This is a genomic window from Novosphingobium olei (assembly GCF_037076535.1).
In the GTDB taxonomy this organism is placed as follows: domain Bacteria; phylum Pseudomonadota; class Alphaproteobacteria; order Sphingomonadales; family Sphingomonadaceae; genus Novosphingobium; species Novosphingobium olei.
Genome location: NZ_AP029021.1, coordinates 2,745,156 through 2,765,677 on the forward strand (window position 1 = coordinate 2,745,156; position 20,522 = coordinate 2,765,677).

The 20,522-nt window shown below is 67.1% G+C and carries 20 protein-coding genes; 9 read left to right on the plus strand and 11 right to left on the minus strand.

Annotation, left to right across the window (positions count from 1 at the left end; translation table 11 throughout):
• Positions 1 to 20: 20 nt before the first annotated feature.
• Genes AACH40_RS12895 through AACH40_RS12925 form a run of 7 tightly spaced genes read left to right on the plus strand, consistent with a single transcriptional unit; the run spans position 21 to position 8,171 of the window.
• Positions 21 to 2,039 carry an FAD-dependent oxidoreductase gene (locus AACH40_RS12895; RefSeq protein WP_338642764.1) on the plus strand — a complete coding sequence of 673 codons (2,019 nt, stop codon included), beginning with the start codon at positions 21 to 23 and terminating at the stop codon, positions 2,037 to 2,039.
• Positions 2,036 to 2,917, plus strand: coding sequence for a glucose 1-dehydrogenase (locus tag AACH40_RS12900; RefSeq protein WP_338642765.1), 882 nt, complete (start codon positions 2,036 to 2,038; stop codon positions 2,915 to 2,917). The genes AACH40_RS12895 and AACH40_RS12900 overlap by 4 nt, the downstream gene beginning before the upstream one ends.
• Complete coding sequence (locus AACH40_RS12905) at positions 2,914 to 3,333, plus strand: Zn-ribbon domain-containing OB-fold protein (protein WP_338642766.1); 420 nt, start codon at positions 2,914 to 2,916, stop codon at positions 3,331 to 3,333. Before AACH40_RS12900 ends, AACH40_RS12905 begins: the two co-directional genes overlap by 4 nt.
• Positions 3,330 to 4,478, plus strand: coding sequence for a thiolase family protein (locus AACH40_RS12910; RefSeq protein ID WP_338642767.1), 1,149 nt, complete (start codon positions 3,330 to 3,332; stop codon positions 4,476 to 4,478). Before AACH40_RS12905 ends, AACH40_RS12910 begins: the two co-directional genes overlap by 4 nt.
• Positions 4,475 to 5,368, plus strand: coding sequence for an SDR family NAD(P)-dependent oxidoreductase (locus AACH40_RS12915; RefSeq protein ID WP_338642768.1), 894 nt, complete (start codon positions 4,475 to 4,477; stop codon positions 5,366 to 5,368). The genes AACH40_RS12910 and AACH40_RS12915 overlap by 4 nt, the downstream gene beginning before the upstream one ends.
• Positions 5,365 to 6,927 (plus strand): AMP-binding protein, encoded by a 1,563-nt coding sequence (locus AACH40_RS12920; RefSeq protein WP_338642769.1) that lies wholly within the window; start codon positions 5,365 to 5,367, stop codon positions 6,925 to 6,927. The genes AACH40_RS12915 and AACH40_RS12920 overlap by 4 nt, the downstream gene beginning before the upstream one ends.
• Positions 6,924 to 8,171 (plus strand): NAD(P)/FAD-dependent oxidoreductase, encoded by a 1,248-nt coding sequence (locus AACH40_RS12925; protein ID WP_338642770.1) that lies wholly within the window; start codon positions 6,924 to 6,926, stop codon positions 8,169 to 8,171. The genes AACH40_RS12920 and AACH40_RS12925 overlap by 4 nt, the downstream gene beginning before the upstream one ends.
• A 155-nt stretch (positions 8,172 to 8,326) precedes the next feature.
• Here AACH40_RS12925 and AACH40_RS12930 read toward each other — a convergent pair whose 3' ends face one another.
• The 6 genes from AACH40_RS12930 to AACH40_RS12955 all read right to left on the minus strand — a co-directional run bounded on the left by AACH40_RS12930 (position 8,327) and on the right by AACH40_RS12955 (position 14,489).
• Positions 8,327 to 9,403, minus strand: a complete 1,077-nt coding sequence (locus AACH40_RS12930) for a zinc-binding dehydrogenase (protein ID WP_338642771.1) — start codon at positions 9,401 to 9,403, stop codon at positions 8,327 to 8,329.
• 14 nt (positions 9,404 to 9,417) lie between these two features.
• Positions 9,418 to 9,972: a cupin domain-containing protein gene (locus AACH40_RS12935; protein ID WP_240959277.1), complete on the minus strand. Its 555-nt coding sequence runs from the start codon at positions 9,970 to 9,972 to the stop codon at positions 9,418 to 9,420.
• Positions 9,973 to 9,989: 17 nt separating this feature from the next.
• Positions 9,990 to 10,769: an SDR family NAD(P)-dependent oxidoreductase gene (locus AACH40_RS12940; RefSeq protein ID WP_338642772.1), complete on the minus strand. Its 780-nt coding sequence runs from the start codon at positions 10,767 to 10,769 to the stop codon at positions 9,990 to 9,992.
• 83 nt (positions 10,770 to 10,852) lie between these two features.
• On the minus strand, positions 10,853 to 11,515 hold the full coding sequence (locus AACH40_RS12945; protein ID WP_169491894.1) for a TetR/AcrR family transcriptional regulator: 663 nt from the start codon (positions 11,513 to 11,515) through the stop codon (positions 10,853 to 10,855).
• Positions 11,516 to 11,571: 56 nt separating this feature from the next.
• A complete protein-coding gene (locus AACH40_RS12950) occupies positions 11,572 to 12,357 on the minus strand; it encodes an SDR family NAD(P)-dependent oxidoreductase (RefSeq protein WP_338642773.1) in 786 nt (261 codons plus the stop codon).
• A 53-nt stretch (positions 12,358 to 12,410) separates the two neighbouring features.
• Positions 12,411 to 14,489, minus strand: a complete 2,079-nt coding sequence (locus AACH40_RS12955) for a S9 family peptidase (RefSeq protein WP_338642774.1) — start codon at positions 14,487 to 14,489, stop codon at positions 12,411 to 12,413.
• 200 nt (positions 14,490 to 14,689) lie between these two features.
• On the opposite strand from AACH40_RS12955, the gene AACH40_RS12960 reads away from it, so the two are divergent.
• Complete coding sequence (locus AACH40_RS12960; protein ID WP_338642775.1) at positions 14,690 to 15,862, plus strand: aminotransferase; 1,173 nt, start codon at positions 14,690 to 14,692, stop codon at positions 15,860 to 15,862.
• A gap of 284 nt (positions 15,863 to 16,146) precedes the next feature.
• Here the strand turns inward: AACH40_RS12960 and AACH40_RS12965 are convergent, their stop codons facing one another.
• From AACH40_RS12965 to AACH40_RS12975, 3 genes are all read right to left on the minus strand, one after another.
• Entirely contained in the window at positions 16,147 to 16,677 is a 531-nt protein-coding gene (locus AACH40_RS12965; protein ID WP_338642776.1) for a hypothetical protein, read from the minus strand.
• Positions 16,678 to 16,786: 109 nt separating this feature from the next.
• A complete protein-coding gene (locus AACH40_RS12970) occupies positions 16,787 to 17,467 on the minus strand; it encodes a phytanoyl-CoA dioxygenase family protein (RefSeq protein ID WP_338642777.1) in 681 nt (226 codons plus the stop codon).
• A gap of 72 nt (positions 17,468 to 17,539) precedes the next feature.
• On the minus strand, positions 17,540 to 18,499 hold the full coding sequence (locus AACH40_RS12975; protein WP_338642779.1) for a LytTR family DNA-binding domain-containing protein: 960 nt from the start codon (positions 18,497 to 18,499) through the stop codon (positions 17,540 to 17,542).
• 61 nt (positions 18,500 to 18,560) lie between these two features.
• Here AACH40_RS12975 and AACH40_RS12980 point away from each other — a divergent pair, with 61 nt between their 5' ends.
• Positions 18,561 to 19,100, plus strand: coding sequence for a DUF2306 domain-containing protein (locus AACH40_RS12980; RefSeq protein ID WP_338642780.1), 540 nt, complete (start codon positions 18,561 to 18,563; stop codon positions 19,098 to 19,100).
• 323 nt (positions 19,101 to 19,423) lie between these two features.
• On the opposite strand, the gene AACH40_RS12985 is transcribed toward AACH40_RS12980, so the two are convergent.
• Complete coding sequence (locus AACH40_RS12985; RefSeq protein WP_169491886.1) at positions 19,424 to 20,119, minus strand: glutamine amidotransferase; 696 nt, start codon at positions 20,117 to 20,119, stop codon at positions 19,424 to 19,426.
• Between the two features lie 203 nt (positions 20,120 to 20,322).
• Entirely contained in the window at positions 20,323 to 20,481 is a 159-nt protein-coding gene (locus AACH40_RS12990; protein ID WP_169491885.1) for a hypothetical protein, read from the minus strand.
• Positions 20,482 to 20,522: the final 41 nt, after the last annotated feature.

Consider the following 20,522-nt stretch of genomic DNA (forward strand, 5'->3'; position numbering starts at 1 on the left):
GGCGCCGGGAAAGGATGACCATGAGCAAGCTGTTCGAACCCTTCGAGGCGAAGGGTCTGACGTTCAAGAACCGCCTGATCCACGTTCCGACCACGCTCAACATGTCCGATCCGCAAGGCTACGCCACGCGCCGCCTCGCCGCGGCCTATGGCTCGCTGGCCAAGGGCGGCTATGCCGCGACGATCGTCGGAGCGACCTGCGTGCGGCGCGATGGCCTCATCAACGAACGCATGCTCGGCCTCTATGACGAAGACTATGTCATCGAATTCCGCGACACCGTCGCGGAGATCAAGAACAACGGCTCGCTCGCCGGCATCCAGCTGTTCTACGGCGGGCTCATCCCCGGCCTTGGCACCACCGTGCCGCTCGAAGCGGGCAAGGGCTGGATCCCGGGCACCGTCGCCTGGGGCCCCAGCAACAAGTACGTGATCGGCAACCCGGAAAGCGGCGTCGTGCCGACCGAAGTCTACGACGATATCGTGGAAAGCTTCGCACAGGCAGGCCGTCGCGCCAAGGAAGCCGGGTTCGACTTCCTGTCGTTCCACTTCTGCCACGGCTCGCTGCCGCACACCAACCTGTCGCTGCTCGCCAATCAGGGCCGCACCGACAAGTATGCCGACCGCTTCTACATGTGCGAGGCGATCATCGAGCGCACGCAGGAGCTGTGCGGCAAGGACTTCCCGCTGATCCCGCGCCTGTGCTGCGACGAAAACCTCGAAGGCGGATACGACATCGAATACTTCGCCGAACATTATGCCCCGCGCCTCCATGCGCTCGGGATTTCAGTGCTCGACTGCACCTTCGGCTCGATGCTCGGCGCGCCCAGCCGGCGGGCGGACATCCATTCGACCGAGTTCATCGGCCCGTCGTTCTACACGCCCAAGGTCGTCAACAAGGACAACATCCAGAAGCTGCGAGCCGAACTGCAGAAGCGCGGCATCGACATGCCGCTGATCGGCTCGGCCAACCTCATCACGCCGGATCACCTGCGCACGATGGTCGACGAAGCCGGGGCCGATTTCGCCGGCGTCTGCCGCCTCTCGCTCGACGATCCCGATTTCCCCAACAAGATGATGCAGGGCCGTGAGGACGAGATCCGGCTGTCCACCCACACCGGCGCTTCGCTGCTCCAGGGCAACATCTTCGGCAAGGGTTGGGCGGGTTCCGCGCAGAACCCCGTGTTCGGGCGCGAGGACGAATACCGCATCGTGCCCACCAACCGGCCGAAGAAGGTCGTGGTCGTCGGTGGCGGCTCGGGCGGCATGGAATATGCGCTCACCGCCGACGAGATCGGCCATGACGTCGTGCTGTTCGAAAAGGCAGCAACGCTCGGCGGCGCGATGGACTGGGCGGGCAACTACCCCGGTCTGCCCAACATGGAGATGCTGCGCTATCAGCCTTCCTACCACCGCAAGATGATCGCCAAGTCGAAGGTCGACGTGCGCTGCGGCGTCGATGCCGACGTCGCGACGATCCTTGCCGAGAACCCCGATGTGGTCGTGGTCGCCACGGGCGCCAGGCCGATCGCCATCGACGTACCGGGCCTTGCCGAAGCGCGTTCCAGCGGCCTTGCCCTGCGCATCGACGAAGCCATGCGCCGCGACGATCCGCCCGCGATCGGCAAGCGCGTGGTCGTCGTCGGCGCGGCCGAAGGCGCCGAACTCGCCATCGATTACAAGCTGCGTGGCCACGACGTCCGCCTGGTCGAGGCCGGCCCCGCCCATGCGCCCGCCAACTACATCGGCTCGCGCGTCTGGGCGATCATGGGCATGATGGCCTATGCCGGGCTCGCCGCCGAACCGGGCCTTGCGCTCAAGGCGATCGAGGGCAACGAAGCCGTCTTCGCAGGCGCCGATGGCGAGGTCCGGATCGAAGCCGACACCATCGTGATCTGTTCGGGCCGCGAAGCCGACAACAGCCTGGAGCGCGCGTTCATGGGCAAGCCGGTCGCGGTCCATGTCGTGGGCGATGCCCGCACGCCGCGCTCGTATGCCAACGCGATCCACGAAGCTGCCTACCTTTCGAGGACCGTCGCATGACGGCCGCAGGCAACGACCGCCCCATCGGCCGCCTTTCCGGCAAGGTCGCGCTTGTCACCGGCGGCTGCTCGGGCATTGGCCTGGGCATCGTCGAACGCTTCGTGGCAGAGGGCGCGCAGGTGCTCGCCGCCGATCTTCAGGACGAAAAAGGCGCCAATCTTCAGGCCCGCTTCCCTGGTAAGGTCGCCTATCGCCACTGCGATGTCACGCAGGAGGCGGATATCGCCGCCGCCTGCGCCGCCGCCGCGTCGGAATTCGGCGGACTCGACATTCTCGTCAATAACGCTGGCGCGGGCGGAACCCCGGCGGGCTCGATCGACATGACCATCGAAGGCTGGGACCAGACCCACGCCCTGCTGCTGCGCGCGCCCATGCTCGGCACCAAGCACGCAGCGCCGCTGATGATCGCGCGCGGTGGCGGCGCGGTGGTCAACATCGCTTCCATCGCCGGGCTCGAAGCCGGCTGGGGCCTCGCCTACGGCGTTGCCAAGGCCGGCGTCATCCACCTCTCGAAGCTCTCGGCAGCAGACCTTGCCGTGCACAACATCCGCGTCAACGCGATCTGCCCCGGCGTGATCGTGACGCCGATCTTCGGCATGACCTTGGGGCTCGACCGGGCTGCGGCGGATCAGATGACCGCTGCGCTGGTCGAAGGCGCGACGCAGATGCAGCCCCTGCGTCGCGCCGGTTCCCCGACCGACATCGCCGGCGCCGCGCTTTACCTCGCCAGCGAGGATGCAGCCTTCGTCACCGGCACGCACCTCGTCGTCGATGGCGGCATCACCGTGGGCCAGCGCATCTCGTGGAACCCGGAAGCCGTCTTGCCGATCCACCTCGCCATGGCGGCGCACGCGCCCACGCCGGAGGATGCGGCATGACCACGACCGAAGCTGTCAGCCCCCTGCTGCCGGTGATCGAGCCGAACGACGGGCACCCCTATGTCGCCGGCAGCCGCTGCAAGGCGTGCGGCCACACCTACCTCGGCACCCGCGACGTCTGCGCCAAGTGCACCGCGCGCGATGCCATGGAGCACGTCCACCTCGCGGAAACGGGTAAGGTCTGGGCCTGGACCGTGGTCCACCGCAGCTTTCCCGGCGTCGCCACCCCGTTCGTCGACGTGATCGTCGATCTCGACGATGGCGCGCACATCAAGGGCACGCTGGTCGATGTCGAACCGGACGCGGTCACGCCCGACATGCCGGTGCGCATGGTCTTCCGCGAGGTGATCCCGGCGGGCGCGGACAAGCCCTACCTCACCTATCTGTTCGTCCCCGCGCAAGGAGCAGCGGCATGAGCGACGTCTACGTTGTCGGCATCGACATGATCCGGTTCGGCCGCTTCCCCGATCGCACCGTCCCCGGCCTTGCCGCCGAAGCCGCGCTGATGGCGCTGGATGACGCGGGTCTTTCTATCCGCGATATGCAAGCGCTCTATTGCGGCAACCTCGGTCAGGCCAACGGCATGGTCGGCCAGCGCATGCTGGCCGAGATCGGCCAGACCGGCATTCCCGTGGTCAACGTCGCGAACGCCTGCGCCACCGGCGCCACGGCGTTCCGCGATGCCTGGATCGCGATCAAGGCCGGGCTCTACGACACCGTCCTTGCCGTCGGCGTCGAGCAGATGGGCAAGGGCCTGCTCGGCGGCACTGGCGGCGGGCCTTCACCCGAAGGCCTCGTCGGCTCCTACACCATGCCCGCGATGTTCGCGCAGATCGGCATCGAGCACGCCCGCAAGTACGGCACGACGTTCGAGCAATTCGCCAAGGTGTCGGTCAAGAATCACCACCACTCCACGCTCAACCCCAAGTCGATGTACCGCAAGGAAACGCCGCTTGAGGAAGTGATGGGCGCGGAGATGATCGCGTACCCAAACACAAAGCTGATGTGCTCGGTAAACGTCGATGGCTCGGCCGCGGCGGTGCTGATGGCCGAAGACAAGGTGCGCCGGCTCGGCCTGATGGACCGCGCCGTGCGCATCCGCGCCTCGGAAATGAGCTCGAACCCCTTTGCCGAACGGCAGATGGCGATGCCCGACTTCAGCGCCGCCACCCGCCTTGCCGCCAAGTCCGCTTACGAACGCGCCGGCATCGGTCCGGACGAGGTCAACCTCGTCGAACTGCACGATTGCTTCGCCACCGCCGAACTCGTCCACTACGAAAACCTCGGCCTCTGCGCCGATGGCGAAGCGGGCCGGCTGATCGACGAAGGCGTCACCGCTTTGGGCGGCAGGGTGCCGGTCAATGTGTCGGGCGGCCTGCTGTCCAAGGGCCACCCGCTCGGCGCCACCGGCATCGCCAACATCTACGAAGTCGCCACCCACCTGCGCGGCAAGGCCGGTGCACGGCAGGTCGAAGGGGCTCGGATCGGCCTCACCCACGTCGTCGGCGGAGGACCCGGCATGGGCACCGCCTGCGCCATCCACGTGCTGGAGAAGGCATGATGAAGGACTTTTCGGGCAAGGTCGTCGTCGTCACCGGCGGCGCATCGGGCATCGGCTATGCGCTGGCCGAAGGCGCGCTCGATCGCGGCGCGACAGTGGTGATCTCGGACATCCGCGAAGACACTCTCGCCGAAGCCGTCGCGACGCTCTCTGCCAAAGGCGAAGTGCTCGGCGTGAAGGGCGACGTTGCGAAGTACGAAGACGTCGAAGCGCTGGCGCAAGCCGCCGTCGACCGCTTCGGCAAGGTCAACGTGCTGTTCAACAACGCCGGCGTGTTTGCCGCGGGCGTCACCTGGGACGTCAGCCTTGAACAGTACGACTGGGTGATCGGCGTCAACCAGCGTTCGGTGATCCACGGCATCAAGGCCTTCGTGCCACGCATGATCGCGCAAGGCGATGAATGCCACGTCGTTACCGTCTCGTCGGGCGCGGGCATCACGGTCAATCCGGGCTTCTGCTCCTATTCGATGACCAAGCACGCCGTTCTCGCGCTCAACGAAGCGCTGTGGCTCGATTTGCAGACGCAAGGCGTGCCCAATGTCGGCGTCACCGTGGTGATGCCGGGCGTGGTGCAGTCGAAGATCATGTTCCCGGAAAAGACCTCGGGCGCGCTCGAAGGCGAAGTCGCCCAGCGCCTGTCGAACCCGGTTCTGGCGGCCGTCGAAGCATCGATGCGCGACGCCGTCGACAACGGCCTGCCCCGCGCCGAACTGGTCCGCATGGTCTATGACGCGATCGGGAACGGCGATCTCTACGTCCTGCCCAACTTCACCGACGAAGGCTCTCAGGCCATCGCGCAGGGCATCGCATTGGGCCGCGCCACCGCGCAGAACTGGTATCCCAACCTCATCGCCCCGCTGCTCGAAAGCATGAAGGAGGCCGCACAGTGACCGAATTTCTCCACCCTTCGCTCTACCCGGTCAACGCCGTCCTCAATGCGCTGGAACGCGATCGCAACAAGCCGATCGTCGAACTGGCGGGCGAACCGGCCTGGACCGGCGGCCAGATCCTCGACACCACCAGCCAGCTGACCCAGGCGCTGATCGCCGCCGGCATCGGCAACGGTACGCGCATCGCGCTGCTCGCCGGCAACTCGGTCGAGGTGCTGCTGCTGCACAATGCCATCGGCTATGCCGGCGGCTGCCTCGTCGCGATGCACCCGATGGGCTCGGCCGACGACCACCTCTTCGCCATCGAGGACGCGAACGTAGAAGTCCTGCTCTATGACCCGAAAAAGTTCGAGCGCCGCGCTGCAGAACTCGCCGCGCGGACCGATCGGCTCAAGGTCGTGCTCAGCCTCGGCCACGGCGAAAGCGGCCAGGACCTGCTCGCGCTCGCCCGCCAGTATTCGCCGGGCCCGCTCGTGCCTCCGGTCATGGACCCCGGCACGATCACCCGCCTGTCCTATTCGGGCGGCACCACCGGCAAGCCCAAGGCGATCCCCGGCAACCCGCGCACTGGCGGCACTGCGCTGTCGATCATGATGAGCGAGTGGGAATGGCCCATCGAACCGCGCGTCCTCGCCGTCGTGCCGCTGAGCCACGCCGGCGGCTCGCTGTTCGGCCCCACGCTGCTCAAGCACGGCACGATGGTCGTGCTCCCCGCGTTCGAGCCGGGCGCGGTCCTCGCCGCCATCGAGAAGTACAAGATCACCTGCACCATGCTGGTGCCGACGATGATCTACGCGCTGCTCGATCATCCCGATTTCGACAAGTACGATCTCTCCAGCCTCGAGACGATCTTCTACGGCGCCTCGCTGATGAGCCCCGCGCGCCTCAAGGAAGGCATCGAGCGGCTGGGCAAGGTGTTCTTCCAGTTCTACGGCCAGGCCGAAGCGCCGATGACCGTCTCAATCCTGCGCCGCAGCGAACACGATCCCGACAACCCGCTGCGCCTCGCCTCGTGCGGCCGCCCCGTGCCCTACGTCGATGTCGCGCTATTGGGCGACGACAACCAGCCGGTGCCCGATGGCGAACCGGGCGAGATCTGCGTGCGCGGCCCGCTGGTCATGGACGGCTACCTCGACCGCGAGGAGCAGAACCGCGAAACGCTGGCCGGCGGCTGGCTCCACACCGGCGACGTTGCGGTGAAGGACCCCGACGGCTTCCTGCGCATCGTCGATCGCAAGAAGGACATGATCGTCACCGGCGGCTTCAACGTGTTCCCCAGCGAAGTGGAAAACGTGATCGCCCAGCACCCTGCCGTGGCGCAGGTCTCGGTCTTCGGCATTGCGGACGAAAAGTGGGGCGAAGCGGTCTGGGCCGCGTGCGTGCTGCGCCCGGGCCAAACGGTCGAGGACGGCGAGCTGATCGCGCTGGTGCGCGAACACAAGGGCCCGGTCCAGGCACCCAAGCGCGTCGTCTTCGTCGATGCCATCCCCCAGACCGCGGTGGGCAAGCCCGACAAGAAAGCCCTGCGCGCCACTTATGCCGCGGCGGTGGCGGCATGAGCCGGCACGACCTTATTATCGTGGGCGGCGGCCTTGCTGGCTCCGCCCTCGCCTCGGTCATGGCCCGCGCCGGCAAGGACGTGTTGCTGCTCGAAAAGTCGACGGTCTACGAAGACCGCGTCCGCGGTGAATGGATCGCGCCCTGGGGCGTGACCGAAGTCCGCCGCGTCGGCCTTTACGACACGCTGATGGCGGCAGGCGGCCACCACCTGACCAGCCACGTCACCTACGATGAAACCGTCGCTCCGGGCGAAGCCGAAGCCAAGGCCATCGACCTCGGCATCTTCGCGCCCGATGTCGCCGGCCCCTTGTGCCTGCGCCACCCGGTCCACTGCCAGACCTTGTTCGACAAGGCCGGCAACGATGGCGCAACCACGCTGCGCGGGGTCGAGGTCAGGCAAGTGCAGCTCGGCGCCGATCCGTCCGTCACCTATGTGCATGAGGGCGTCGAGCATGTCGCCCATGCCCCGCTCGTTGTCGGCGCCGAAGGCCGCCAGTCGATGGTGCGCAAGGCCTGTGGCCGCGCGCTGGTGCAGGACAAGCCGCACCACTGGTTCGCCGGGCTCCTCGTCGACGGCGTGCAGGGCTGGAACGATACCCGCCAGGCGATCGGCACCGAGGACGATTTCGCCTTCCTCGCCTTCCCCCAGGGCGGCACCCGGATGCGCGTCTACGGCGGCTGGGCGCTCGATCAGGCCAAGCGCTTTGCCGGGGCAGACGGCGCGGACAAGTTCCTCGCCGCGTTCCGCATGAAGAGCGCGCCGCACAACGACGCCATCGCCGACGGCACCCCGGCCGGCCCGCTCTATGCCTATTACAACAACAGCTCGGTCGTCGATGCGCCGCATGCGCAGGGCGGCGTGCTGGTAGGCGACGCGGCCGGCTGGAACGACCCGATCCTCGGCCTCGGCCAGTCGATCACCTATCGCGACGTGCGCATGGTGAGCGACATCCTCAAAGACACGGCATCCGGCGCCGCGCCCGATTTCCGCCCCTACGAGGAAGAGCGCCGCGAACGCATGCGCCGCCTGCGCTTCACCGCCTACATCCAGGCGACGCTCGACATGGAGTTCGACGAAAAGGCCCGCGCGCGCCGCCACCGCTACCACGAAATGGGCGCGGTCGATCCGACCATCGGGATGCACGCCGCCGCGGTCCTCGCAGGCCCCGAAGCTTTGCCGCCCGAAGCCTTCACGCCCGAACACGCGACCCGCGTCCTGGGAGAGGAGCCTGCCTTCGCCTGACGGGCAGTCATTGCATAACGGAGGGCCGGCCGCGCGGGTTGAGGGACGCGCGTGCGCCTGGCTATCCGGCCCGTCGCTTGGGAGACGGGTACGGGGCGCCTGCTGGAGAGAGAGCAGGCGCCCCGTTTAACCTCAGCCCCGCCGGTACCGGTGATCTACCGCCAGGGCTGAACCATGATCTTCACGTCCGCGCCCGGCGCACCGAGCCGCTCGAACGCACCCGGCGTATCGTCGAGCGAAACTTCGCCGGTCAGGAACGGCGCGCCGTCTATCTCCCCCTCGCCCAGCGCGTGAAGCACTTCGGCGAATTCATCGGGGGTGTAGGCGAACACGAAGCTGAAGCGCAGCTGCTTGTTGATCGCGATCACCGGCAGGATGCGGTCGTCTTCCTGGCACGCGCCCACCACCACGACATGCGCCGTCGGCGGGGCCTGCTCGATCAGCGATTGCAGCATGCCGGGCACGCCCACGCATTCGAAGATCACCGCATCGCGGATCGTGCGGCCCGAAAGCGCCGCCTGCCCCATCGAGGCGAGCGTCTGCGGCACGTCGAACGCTTCCCATTGCCCGTGCGGAGAAGCCGCGCCCGGATCGAGCACCACGTCCGCGCCCAGCTTTTCGGCCAGCGCGCGTCGCGCCGGGCTGAAGTCCGCCGCGATCACCGGCCCCACGCCGCGCCGCTTCAACGCAACGATCACGGCCAAACCGATCGGACCGCAGCCCACCACCAGCGCCACCGATATGTCGGTAAGGTGCGCGGCATTCACCGCGTGCAGCCCCACCGCCAGCGGTTCGGTCAGCGCGGCGGTTTCGCTGGCGATGCCGTTGGGTACTTCAAGGCACATCGCTTCGGTCAGCACCATCCGCTCGGCATAGGCGCCACGGAACCGCGTCGAAAAGCCGATCAGCTCGCCGCCCTGCGGCCCGAACGCGAACGGCGTCGAAACCACACGCGTCCCGGCCTTGAACCTGCCTTCGGTACCCGGGCCGCTTTCCAGCACCTCGGCGCAGAATTCGTGGCCCATGACCAGATCCTGCGCCGGATCGATCGTGTCCGAAGCGCCCGAGCGGCGCCCCATCTCGACCGTGTGCTCCAGGCTGTGCACGGCGTGCAGGTCCGACCCGCAGATGCCGCAGCACAGCACCTTGGTCAGGATCTGGCCTTCGCCGGCCACCGCCTCGGGAATGTCGTCGACCAGAAGACGCGGGCCGCGGCGAACCACGGCCCGCATGGAACCCGTCGCCCTCATTCGGCGGGAACCATCTGTCCTGCGACTTCGCTGGGCTTGCGTTCGCCCACCCACGCGTCCTGCTTGTCCGCCAGCGCCTGCGCGGTCTTGTTCCAGTAGCTTTCGGTCTTGCCCATGAAGCGGATGTCGAACTTGTTCGCGGTGCGGAATTCCAGCACTTCCACCCCGTTCGGGCCCGGCTTGTAGGTATAGGGCACGTTGCTGCCCACGAAGAAGCCATCGCCCGCCCCCAGCTCCTCGGTGCCGAGCTTCAGCGAACCCGCCACGATGTAGTACAGGCAATCGGCATTGTGGGTGTGCAGCGGCAGAGGGAAGCCGCTCTTGAACCAGGCGTAGGTCAGGCTCATTCCCGGCATCGAGAACAGTTCCTTGACGACGTTGCCGGCATCCTTGTTGGTCACCTCGCCCGCCTTTGCCAGGCCCGCCTCGATGATCGGGGTGAGCCCTGCGTATTCCATGTGGTCAAGCTCGTTGAAATCCGCCGCCTGCGCCGCGCGATAGATCTTGAACGGCGCGACGTCGGCCATCGCCTTTTCGGTTTCGTCGGTCATGGCACTCTCCTTGGCAATCACGCGCCCATCAGCGGGCGAAGGTCGGGTTGTCCGGTGTGGGCGGTCAGGCCGCCGTCGACCGGGATCGAAGCACCGGTCAGATAACTGGCATCGTCGCTGGCCAGGAACGCGGCGACGGCGGCGATCTCGGCCGGATCGGCAAAGCGGTTCATCGGCACGCGGCGTTCCCAGTCGGCGCGCAAGCCCTGGATCGCATCGACGCCGGTCACCAGCAGCGGCGTGTCGACCGGCCCCGGGCAGATCGCATTGGCGCGGATGCCGTCCCTGGCGTGGTCGATGGCGAGGCAGCGGGTATAGTTGATCACGCCGGCCTTGGCCGCGTTATAGGCGGTGAAGGCATAGTCGGCCGCCATGCCCGAAGCGCTGGCGGTGTTGACGATCGCCCCGCCGCCGCGCTGGCGCATGAACGGGACCACCGCCTTGGAGCCATAGAACACGGCGTCGAGGTTGATCGCGATCACCCGCTTCCACTGCTCGATGTCGAGATCCGGCGTTTCGCCGAAGCAGCCGATGCCGGCGTTGTTGAACAGCACGTCGATCCCGCCGAACGTGTCTGCCGTCGCCTGCGCCAGTGCGGCCATCGCGGCGGGGTCAGACACGTCGACCTGTCGGAAGGCCGCGCGCTCGCCCAGTTCGACCGCCAATGCGCCGCCCTTCTCTGCATCGAGGTCGGCGATCATCACGCTGGCACCTTCGCCGTGCAGCCGGCGCACGAACGCCGCGCCGATGCCCGATGCACCGCCCGTCGCGATCGCAACCTTGTCCTTGAAACGCATTCCTTGCTCCCGGGGCACGCGCGATCCGCGTTGCCATTTGCACGGGCCAAGCTGGCACCGCGCGGGGAGTCGGTCAACCCAAACTAATCAAGCATGACCAGTTTGTCGCGCTGGGCCTCGCAATAGCGGCGATGGCTCGCCTTCATTTCCTCGAGCGCGGCGTCGATCATCGGGCGCGGCTGCAGCAGGCGGTGTTCGATCACCAGGCCGCGCACGCTCGCCACCAGCCACCAGCCGCGCGCCACGAAGGCGTCAGGATCGGGCAGCCCCGCCTCGCGCGCCATCTCCACGAACTGGACGCGGATGTCCGCTTCCACTTCCTCGATGATCGGGCGGATGCCTTCGGCCAGCTCACGGTCCCAGCCGGCAGCGGTGACGATCTCGTTGAGCGCGAGGCCTTCGGGGCTCGAATGCGCCTGCCACATCACTTCGGCGTGGCTCGCCAGCCGTTCGAACGGATCGGGCTTGGCCGCGGCGGCATCGGCCGCCAGCGCGATCACCACCTGCAGCGTGCGCTCGGCCGTGGCGATGGCCAGCGCCAGGCGATTGGGGAACTGGTGCAGCACCGATCCCCGGCTGATCCCGCTTTCGGCCATGACGCGCTCGATCGTCATCGCGGCGAAGCCCGACGAAACGATGACGCGGACCGTCGCCTCCAGGATCCGCGCACGCGTATCGGCGCCGCGCTTGGTCAGCTTGCGCGGCCGGGTGGCGTTCGGTTCAGGGGCGGCAAGCTGGCTGGCCATGCCTTTCCTTGTCACCAAGCGCCCCACCCGGTCAACCGCGTGGCCTGCCGCGCGCCTCAATAGATCGTGTATCCCCCGTCGATCACGATGTCGTCGCCGGTGTGGAAGCGCGAGGCATCGCTGGCGAGGTAGACCGCGATGGCCGAGAAATCGTCGCCCTCGCCCCAGCGCCCGACCGGCGCGCGCATCACGACCTGGCGTTCGAACTTCTCGTTTTCCTGGAGGCCCCCGGTCAGGTCGGAGCGGATCCACCCCGGCAACAGCGTGTTGACGCGGATGCCCTTGCGGCCAAGCTCCACCGCCATCGCCCGCGTCATCGTCAGCACCGCGCCCTTGGTCGCGGCATAGTGTTCATTGCGCGCCGCGCCGTGGATCGCGCTGGTCGAGGAGATCGAGATGATCGAGCCGCCCCGGTCGTCCGGGTTGGCCTCACCGCGCGCCAACATGTGCCTCGCCGCCTCGCGCATCGTCCAGAACGCGCCGTGGATGTTGATCCCCTCGATCCGATGCCAGTCCTCGGCGCTGATATCGAACATGCTCGCCCGGCCGATCGATATGCCGGCATTGGCAACCGCGGTGTCGATCCGGCCGAACTCGTCGACGATCTTCTGCACGCCGGCAATCACCGCCGCCTCGTCGGCCACGTCGATCTGTTCGCACCGCACCTCGCCGCCGAACGCGCGCAGCGTTTCCACCGCGCGGGCGTTCTTGTCGGGCTTGTTGCCCCAGATCACGACCGTCGCCCCGTGCATGGCCAAGCCCTTGGCCATGCCAAGCCCGATGCCGCCGTTGCCGCCGGTGACCAGCGCCACCTTCCCGGTCAGGTCGAACAAGCCCTTCATCACGCGCAACTCCTCTCATGTTAGGGGCGCTGCGCGTTGTCTTTTGTTGCCCGTTACTGAGCGGCAGCGCCTCCTGCGCCCTTGTCAGTACGATACTTGTCGAACCAGGCAAGTATTGCCGCAGCCTTCGCCGCCGATTGTGACGGACGCTCGGCAAGGCCATGGTGGCTCGCCCCCGGCACCTTGACCAGTGCGGTCGGCACGCCCCGGATCTGCAGCGCGGCGTAGTATTGCTCGGATTCCGAAACCGGCGTGCGGTAATCCTCGCTGCCCACCACCACCAGCGTCGGCGTCTTGACGTTGCCTACAAGGCTCAGCGGCGAACGGTTCCAGTACGACATCGGGTCTTCCCACGGCCGCTTGTCGAACCAGTAGCGCGATGTGAACGTCGTACCGTCCATGGTCAGCGCCTCGGACAGCCAGTTGATCACCGGCTTCTGGCTTGCCGCGGCCTTGAAGCGGTCGGTCTTGCCGACGATCCACGCGGTCAGCACGCCGCCGCCCGATCCGCCGGTCACGAACAGGTTGTTGGGGTCCGCCACCCCCGCCGCGATCGCAGCGTCCACCGCCGCCATCAGATCGTCATAGTCCTTCCCCGGATAGGCCCGGTCGATCAGGTTGGCAAACTCCGCCCCATACGACGTGCTGCCCCGCGGATTGGTGTAGAGCACCGCGTAGCCGTGCGCGGCGTAAAGCTGCACGTCGGTCGAAAACGCCGGGCCATAGGCGGCGTTCGGCCCGCCGTGGATCTCCAGGATCAGCGGCACGCGCTGCCCCGGCTGCAGCCCCGGTGGCACCGCCAGCCACGCATCGATCGCGCGGCCATCGGGCGCGGTCACCGGCAGCTTGCGCACCGGCGCCATCGCCTTGTCGGCCAGCCACGTGGCGTTGAGGCTGGTCAGCTTGCGCGGGGTGCCCCCGCTCGTCACCCACAGGTCCGCCGGGCGGTCGGTGCCGCTCGCGGTATAGGCGACCGTCCCGCCCTTCGACACGGAGAAATCGCCCCCGGTATAGGGCCGATCATAGCCTGCACCCGCCGAGAGCCCGCTCGCCAGCACCTTGATCGATCCGTCGAGGCCAACGCGGGCAACCTTCTTCTCGCCCTTGTCGTCATAGGACACGACGATCGAATTGCCGCTCCAGGCAAGGCCATCGATGCTGCGGTCGAGCTTGCCCGTCAGCGAGCGCGCGCCGCTGCCGTCGCGGTTCATCACATAGAGCTGCGCGTTCTCGTAGGACCGGTACTTGTCGTCGAAGCCGACGTAGGCGATCATCCGCCCGTCGGGCGAAACCTGCGGGGCGGCATCGGGTCCATAGCGCTTGGTCAGCTGGGTCAGCGCGCCGGAGCCGACATCCAGCGACCAGATGTCGCTGTCGTTGCCCTCGCGCTCCCAGTCGGCGCGGCGGTTGGCCGAAAACACGATGCTGCGCCCGTCCGGCGCCCACGACAGCGGCGCCCCGTCGTCGAACTTGCCGAACGTCAGCTGGCGCGGCGCGCCGCCCTCGGCCGAGATCAAGAACACATGGTCGAAGCCCGGCTTGATGTAGCCCGCATCGTCAAAGCGATACGTCACGCGATCGATGATCTCCAGACCGTCGGCCCACTTCGCGCCCTCGGGCTTGGCGGGCGCCTGGCCAAGCTTCAGCCCGTCGTCGGGCACGCGCATGGTAAAGGCGATCGACTTGCCGTCGGGCGCCCACGAAATGCCGCCCGGCGCTTCGACCAGCGTGGTCAGCTTGCTGTCGGCCCCGGTGTCGAGCCAGCGCACGTGCAGTTCCGGCCCCGCGCCTTCCCCGCTGCCCCGCCCGACATAAGCGATGCGCTTGCCATCGGGCGACCAGCGCGGCGATCCACCGGCCACCAGCGGCGTGTGCCGCCCGCTGGCAAGGTCGACCAGCCAGATGGTGCGCGCATCGCGGTCCGCCATCACGTCGGCCGAACTGCGCACATAGGCAACCTTGGTCCCATCGGGGCTCACCTGCGGATCGTTCGCGCCTTCCAGCTTGAACAGGTCCTCGCCGGTAAAGCTGCGCTGCGGCGCTTCGCTGGCGGCCAGCGCAGGCGTCGGCACGGCGGCAAGCGGCGCTGCCGACAACAACAAAAGCGCGAAGATACGGGACTTTGCGGCCATGATCAGGTTTCTCTCGCAACGGGTTGGTCGCGCAGCGGTATGCGGCGCACTCGCCCGCCGCGCAAGAGCCCGTCCCACAACGACAACGTCACCGTCACACCGCCCGCCCTGAGCCTGTCGAAGGACCGGCCTTTCTTCCAGCCCGCTCCCACCAAAAGGCTTGGCGCGCGGCACCCCCATCGCCTAACCCTCGCCCCACGATGACTTCTCCTGCCGACCGTCTCTCGCCCGTCTATACCGGCCTGCCGCTCACCGTGTTCGAACACATGTCGGGCCTTGCCCGCCAGCTGGGCGCGATCAACCTGGGCCAGGGCTTCCCCGACGATCCACCGCCGCAAACCCTGTCTGACGCGGCGATCCGCGCCTTTTCCACCCGCTCGCAGCAGTACCCGCCGATGGCCGGCCTGCCCGAACTGCGCGATGCCGTCGCCGCCTTCTATCAGCGCGAACAGGGTCTCGCCCTAACCCGCGACAACGTCATCGTCACCTCGGGCGCGACCGAGGCCGTTGCCTGCGCCATCCTCGCCGTGGTCAGCCCGGGCGACGAAGTGCTGCTCTTCGCCCCGGCCTACGATGCCTATGCCCCGATGGTCCGCCGCGCGGGCGGCACGCCGGTGTTCGTGCCGCTGCAACCGCCGCTGTGGCAGTACGACGAAACGCGCATCCGCGCCGCGATCAGCCCCCGCACGCGCGCCATGATCGTCAACGATCCGCTCAACCCGGCGGGCACCGTCGCCAGCGCCGATGACCTCGCCATGCTGGCAAGGCTCGCCTGCGAACACGATCTGGTCGCGATCTGCGACGAGGTGTGGGAGATGGTCCGCTTCGACGAACAGGGCCACCGCTCGCTGCTCGCCGAACCCGGCATGGAAGCGCGCACGATCAAGATCGGCTCGGCCGGCAAGATCTTCGGCGCCACCGGGTGGAAGGTCGGCTGGCTGATCGGCGCGCCCGAAATGGCCGCCGTGCTTGCCAAGGCGCACCAATTCCTCACCTTCACCACCCCGCCGATGCTGCAATGGGCCGTGGCCGAGGGCCTTGCCGATCCCGCCATCCCGCGCGCCCTGATCGAGCGCTGGAGCGCCTCGCGCCTCGCGCTGCTCAACGGCCTGTTCGAAGCGGATTTCGCCGTCACCGCCAGCGCCGCCACGTGGTTCGCCTGCATCGACCTTGCCGCCACCGGCATCGCCATGGACGATGCAACCTTCGCCGATCGCCTCGTCCGCGAAGCCGGCGTCGCCACGATCCCCGTATCGGCGCTTTGGGAAGGCGCCGAGCGGCCCACCCACGTCGTCCGCCTGTGCCACTGCAAGCCGATCGCGACGATCGAGGACGCCCTCGCCCGCCTAACCCGCTGGCGCCGCACGCTCTAAGGCAGCGCAGTACTCGCCGCACCAAGAAATCCCCGTGCCAATCACGGGGCGACGGCGGACAATGGGCGGTTAGCGGGTCAAATATATGGAGAACCCTTTTCCGTCGCCCCGTGCTTGACACGGGGATTGGCTTTCCTTGCGGCCTTGCGTTTGCCAAGCAGCCCCGACCGGCTCGACCTTTTCGTTTAGCTGTGCCCCACAGAGGCCGCGCACGGCCCGAACAGGAAACAGCCAAGCCCCGTGTCAAGACGGGGCGACGGCTGATGTTGGGCGCTGAGCTTCCTTTAAATCGGTTCGCGCCACCGCTCGCGGTCGCGTGGAGTGTCGACGGGCTGCTCGCTGTACCGTCCATCAGCACGGTAACCGAACACGTTTTGCGGCCCATAGATAAACCACTGCTCTTCGGTCAGATCATCACCCGTAGGCCATGTGTCCAGCTCTCCGCCGAGATCAAACGTGAATCGAGATTTGCCCGCTTTCGGATCGAGTCCAATGTCAGTCAGGTTCTGACCGTCGAGCATTCCCATGGCGCGGGCGATGTCATCTCGGCTGTCCTCGCTCGCCGCGATCTGCTTCCCATGCGCGGTAAACCGCCATTGGCAGCAATATATCCAGACATGCCATCTACCCTGAACGTATGCCTGCCGCCGCAACCCTCGGTCGTTTGAGTGCCACTCTTTGACAACGAGTTCGGGTGCGCAAAATTCGAAACTGAGGAAGCTGCCATAACCCTGTCTGGCGCCCCACACTGGCTTGCCGAGAAATGGAGCTGAAAAGTCATGTAAAGCGACTTGCGGGCGTTTTGGCGTATCCATTCCGCCACTATCCCCACCGCAGCTGGTGACCGCAACTGGGATGAGCCGCCAAATCTCGCAGTCTTCTGGTCTGCTGCCCCGGAACGTCTGGTAGTGGTGGGGAGCTCCCTCAAACCCCCAACCACTCCAGTCCGCTCGGAAGTTCTTCCGCTGCGAAGTCGACTTGTAAGACGCGGCGGCGAAGCGGGGTGACGGCAGCTTCGGATGCGTGCAAAATCGGGGTCGAATAAGCCCACACGTCGCCGGCCTCTGCAAGGCAGGTGTACGTACCGCACTGGGTCACAATCGCCTCAATCGCTTCGACAGGCACACGACCATGCTTATGCGAACCGGGCGCGATCAGCAGCGGGGCATTACCTTCAGGGACGTCGTCCAAGTGCACGCGCAACGTCACCATATGAGATAGCAGCTCAAAGGGCGGAGCGACGTGCTGCATCCCTTGCTTTGTAGTCCAAGGGCCAAAACCAACGACCTCGTGACGCCTCTTCACGCAAATAGTACGATCTTGATGCCAAGCGAGCGACCAGTTTGTCTCGACTGTCTTGTCAAATAGAATAGCCCGGACCGGACGACTTCTTTGTCCGAGGGAGCTGGCGGCGATTGAACCAATGGGGCCATCCGGCTCTAGGAACGGAGCCAATGCTGCGATCCCTCTAATGCGGATGCCTGCATGGTTTGCCGGAAGGTGAGCCAACGATTTGCACAGGGTGGCGAGATCTCCAGCTACAACACCCCGCCAGCGCTCAGCACCGTGCTCTAGGAGATTTAGCGAGGCAGCGGTCGTTGACATAGACCAGCAGCGATATGCTACGCCCCCGCTCCGGACAATGTCCGAATTTGGGCGCAACCCGGCCTCCCGCCGTTACAACCACCCCCGCGCCCGCAATTCCGGAACGCTCGAACGCGACACGGGAACCTCGCGGCCGTCGACCAGTCGCAGTGACACGCGGCGTTCGGTGCGCACCACCTCGCTGACGGCGGAGCGGGCCACCCACCAGCTGCGGTGGACTTGCGCGCCATCGAGCGGGGCGAGCTGCGCCACCGCATCGCGCAGCCGCATCAGGATCAGCGCGTTGCCCGCGCTGGTGTGGACGCGAATGTAGTGGTCCTCGTTTTCGATGCAGAGCAGGTCCTGCCCAAGGTGCGCGGGCAGCTGATCGAACAGCGCGATCCGCCCCGACTGCGGCACAGGTGCCTGTTCCTGCGCCAAGGCGGGCGGTTCCTCTAAGGGCGGCTGCGCAACACCCGACTGTTCGACGGGCAACTCGGCGCGCACCTCGGCGACAGGCTCCGCCGCCTCCACCGGCGCCGCCCGTTGCCGGTTCGCCAGCAGCTGCACCACGGTGACCATGCCGCCCACGATCAGCACCTGCGGATAGAGCGCGATCAGGTCCCGCGCGGTGATCCCCTGCCAGTCCAGCCCCGACAGCGTCCCCGCCACGATCAGCGTCGTCGGCATCGCCGCCAGCGCGCAGGCGAGCGTGATGGCGATCCAGCGCGACAGGCCCGTCTGCTCGGCCAGCGCGTCGCCGGCCAGCAGCACCGGGCGGAAGCAGGCATAGCCGCCGATGGCGAAGATCGCCCAGGCCAGCAGCCGCGCCGGCAGGCTCATCGCGAACATGCCGAACGGGCCCAACAAGGCCAGCACCAGCGCGGCCGCCATCATGATCGCCAATTCGCCAGCAAGCCTGGAGGCCAGCCCGGGAGCCAGCTTCGTGGCCGGTTTGCGAGAGTCCTTGGCGGGATACGTACCGTTCATGCTTCGCGAACGGTACAGCAGGGTAAGGCGCGGTGCATCCGCGAAATTGCCCGTGCCAGTCATGCAGGCTCGCTTGTCCGCAAACGGGCGAGCGGCACCTTGGGCGCAACCCGAGGAGATCCCCATGCCAGACACGCTCACTGCCACGCTCACCGAGACCCGCCCCGCCGAACGCACCAGCCCGTTCGCCCCCGCCCGCCGCGAACGCGCCGCGCTGGTCGCCGGGGCCGCTGTCGGCGCCGCCGTGCTGCTCGCCGCCGCCCGTGCCACGCAGGCGGGCTTCCTGCTTCCCGCCATGTCGCGCGATGCCTGGCTGGCGGTGCACCTGTGCTCGGTCATTCCCGCGCTGCCGCTCGGCGCCGTGGTGCTGCTGGGGCGAAAGGGCGATGCCCGCCACCGCCTGCTCGGCCGGATCTGGGCCGTGCTGATGATCGTTGCCGCGCTGTCGAGCTTCGGGCTCAAGGGGCTGACCGGCAGCTTCAGCCCGATCCACCTGCTCTCGATCCTGGTTCTCGTCTCGGTGCCGCGCGGCGTGGTCCAGGCGGTGCGCGGCAACATCGCCGCCCACCGCCGCACGATGACGTTTGTCTACTTCGGGCTGGTCGGTGCCGGGGCCTTCACCATGCTGCCCGGCCGCCTGCTCGGCCTTGCCCTGTTCCATTGACGGCGGCGCGCTGTCCTACAGCCCGCCACAACCGTAGAACATGCGCCATGACCGGCGTCCAACCCACAGATTTCCTGAACTTTTGCCGCGCACGTCGCGCGTCAGAAAGCCGCGTCACGGGGTTTCGGAAAAAGGCCCATGTAGTCTGTCAACTTTGTCAACTTGGCACCTCGAGACGCCCGCTCCGCCCCCTCGAATCCGGCGTCCACGACACGACCACGGGGCAAGCGTCGCGCAAGCTGGAGGGCCTGCGCAAAGCGTCCATTGTAGTCTGTCAACTTCGTCAACTTGGCGCCATCAGGCACCCCGTCAGCCCAACCGGATCAGGCGGCGAGGCCCTCGAGCCATTCGCCGATCATCGCCCGTCCAGCCGCCACCGCGCGGGGCCCGTGGGCATCGTGCGCGGCGCGCAGGCGGTCGGGGCACAGGCCGGCCGCCGCGACATCGTCGGGGCCCTGCTCGATCCAGGCGTCGAAGCGCGGGTCCTCGCCCATCTCGGCATGGAACTGCAGCGCCAGCAGGTTGCGCCCACGGGCAAAGGCCTGGTGCGGATAGAGCGCGCTCGATGCCAGCAGGTCGACGTTTTCGGGCAGCGTGAAGGTATCGCCGTGCCAGTGCAGCACCGGCACGTCCTCGACATGGCGCAGCGGCCCGGTCTTGTCGTGCACCGTCACCGGCGCGAAGCCGACTTCCTTGGCCGGGCCCGGATAGACCTTCGCGCCCAGCGCCGCCGCCACCATCTGCGCGCCGAAGCACACGCCCAGCGTCGGCCGGTCGGCCTCCAGCCGCAGCGCCAGCCGGCGCAGCTGGCAGCGGATCCACGGGTGCGCGTCGGTCTCGTATACCCCCATCGGCCCGCCCATCATGATCAGCAGGTCCGGTTCGCGCAGGTCGAGCGTGGAGAACGCGGGATCGCTCACGTCGATGCGATCGACATGGTATCCGGCATCCTCGATCGGCTGGCGATAGCCGGCGACACCTTCGTGCGGCACGTGGCGGATGATCAGCGCGGTCTTCATGGGGCAGAATGGCTCAGGCTGGGACTCGATACCCAACCATCCTGCCGCATTCTCTACTCTTATGGTAGTGTATTAAAGTTGCCCTGCGGCAAGCTGTGGTTTGGTTACGGCTCTCGGGATGTCGGCATGCGAAAAGGCCCGCCGCACCGGTGGTGCGACGGGCCCGCTTTCCTCCCCAGGAAAGTTTCGTGAAACCCGAAGGTTCAGCGCCCGAGGGCGCTGCCCAGACGGTGGTAGAGGTTCGAGAACTTCACCGATTCCGGCTGGTCCTCGATCGCCTTCAGGTAATGCAGTACGGCCTCGCGGATCAGCTTGAAGTCCTCGGTCGAGAGGACCGCGCGGGCGCGTTGCGGTTCAGACATTGTCGTCCTCCTTGGATCTTCGTGGCGTGATTGCCGCGAAT

Bases quoted from the DNA above. Each gene is read 5' to 3' on its own strand.
- AACH40_RS12895 (WP_338642764.1), top strand. From the start codon at position 21: ATGAGCAAGCTGTTCGAACCCTTCGAGGCGAAGGGTCTGACGTTCAAG.
- AACH40_RS12900 (WP_338642765.1), top strand. From the start codon at position 2,036: ATGACGGCCGCAGGCAACGACCGCCCCATCGGCCGCCTTTCCGGCAAG.
- AACH40_RS12905 (WP_338642766.1), top strand. From the start codon at position 2,914: ATGACCACGACCGAAGCTGTCAGCCCCCTGCTGCCGGTGATCGAGCCG.
- AACH40_RS12910 (WP_338642767.1), top strand. From the start codon at position 3,330: ATGAGCGACGTCTACGTTGTCGGCATCGACATGATCCGGTTCGGCCGC.
- AACH40_RS12915 (WP_338642768.1), top strand. From the start codon at position 4,475: ATGATGAAGGACTTTTCGGGCAAGGTCGTCGTCGTCACCGGCGGCGCA.
- AACH40_RS12925 (WP_338642770.1), top strand. From the start codon at position 6,924: ATGAGCCGGCACGACCTTATTATCGTGGGCGGCGGCCTTGCTGGCTCC.
- AACH40_RS12930 (WP_338642771.1), bottom strand. From the start codon at position 9,403: ATGCGGGCCGTGGTTCGCCGCGGCCCGCGTCTTCTGGTCGACGACATT.
- AACH40_RS12935 (WP_240959277.1), bottom strand. From the start codon at position 9,972: ATGACCGACGAAACCGAAAAGGCGATGGCCGACGTCGCGCCGTTCAAG.
- AACH40_RS12940 (WP_338642772.1), bottom strand. From the start codon at position 10,769: ATGCGTTTCAAGGACAAGGTTGCGATCGCGACGGGCGGTGCATCGGGC.
- AACH40_RS12945 (WP_169491894.1), bottom strand. From the start codon at position 11,515: ATGGCCAGCCAGCTTGCCGCCCCTGAACCGAACGCCACCCGGCCGCGC.
- AACH40_RS12950 (WP_338642773.1), bottom strand. From the start codon at position 12,357: ATGAAGGGCTTGTTCGACCTGACCGGGAAGGTGGCGCTGGTCACCGGC.
- AACH40_RS12955 (WP_338642774.1), bottom strand. From the start codon at position 14,489: ATGGCCGCAAAGTCCCGTATCTTCGCGCTTTTGTTGTTGTCGGCAGCG.
- AACH40_RS12960 (WP_338642775.1), top strand. From the start codon at position 14,690: ATGACTTCTCCTGCCGACCGTCTCTCGCCCGTCTATACCGGCCTGCCG.
- AACH40_RS12965 (WP_338642776.1), bottom strand. From the start codon at position 16,677: ATGGATACGCCAAAACGCCCGCAAGTCGCTTTACATGACTTTTCAGCT.
- AACH40_RS12970 (WP_338642777.1), bottom strand. From the start codon at position 17,467: ATGTCAACGACCGCTGCCTCGCTAAATCTCCTAGAGCACGGTGCTGAG.
- AACH40_RS12975 (WP_338642779.1), bottom strand. From the start codon at position 18,499: ATGACTGGCACGGGCAATTTCGCGGATGCACCGCGCCTTACCCTGCTG.
- AACH40_RS12980 (WP_338642780.1), top strand. From the start codon at position 18,561: ATGCCAGACACGCTCACTGCCACGCTCACCGAGACCCGCCCCGCCGAA.
- AACH40_RS12985 (WP_169491886.1), bottom strand. From the start codon at position 20,119: ATGAAGACCGCGCTGATCATCCGCCACGTGCCGCACGAAGGTGTCGCC.
- AACH40_RS12990 (WP_169491885.1), bottom strand. From the start codon at position 20,481: ATGTCTGAACCGCAACGCGCCCGCGCGGTCCTCTCGACCGAGGACTTC.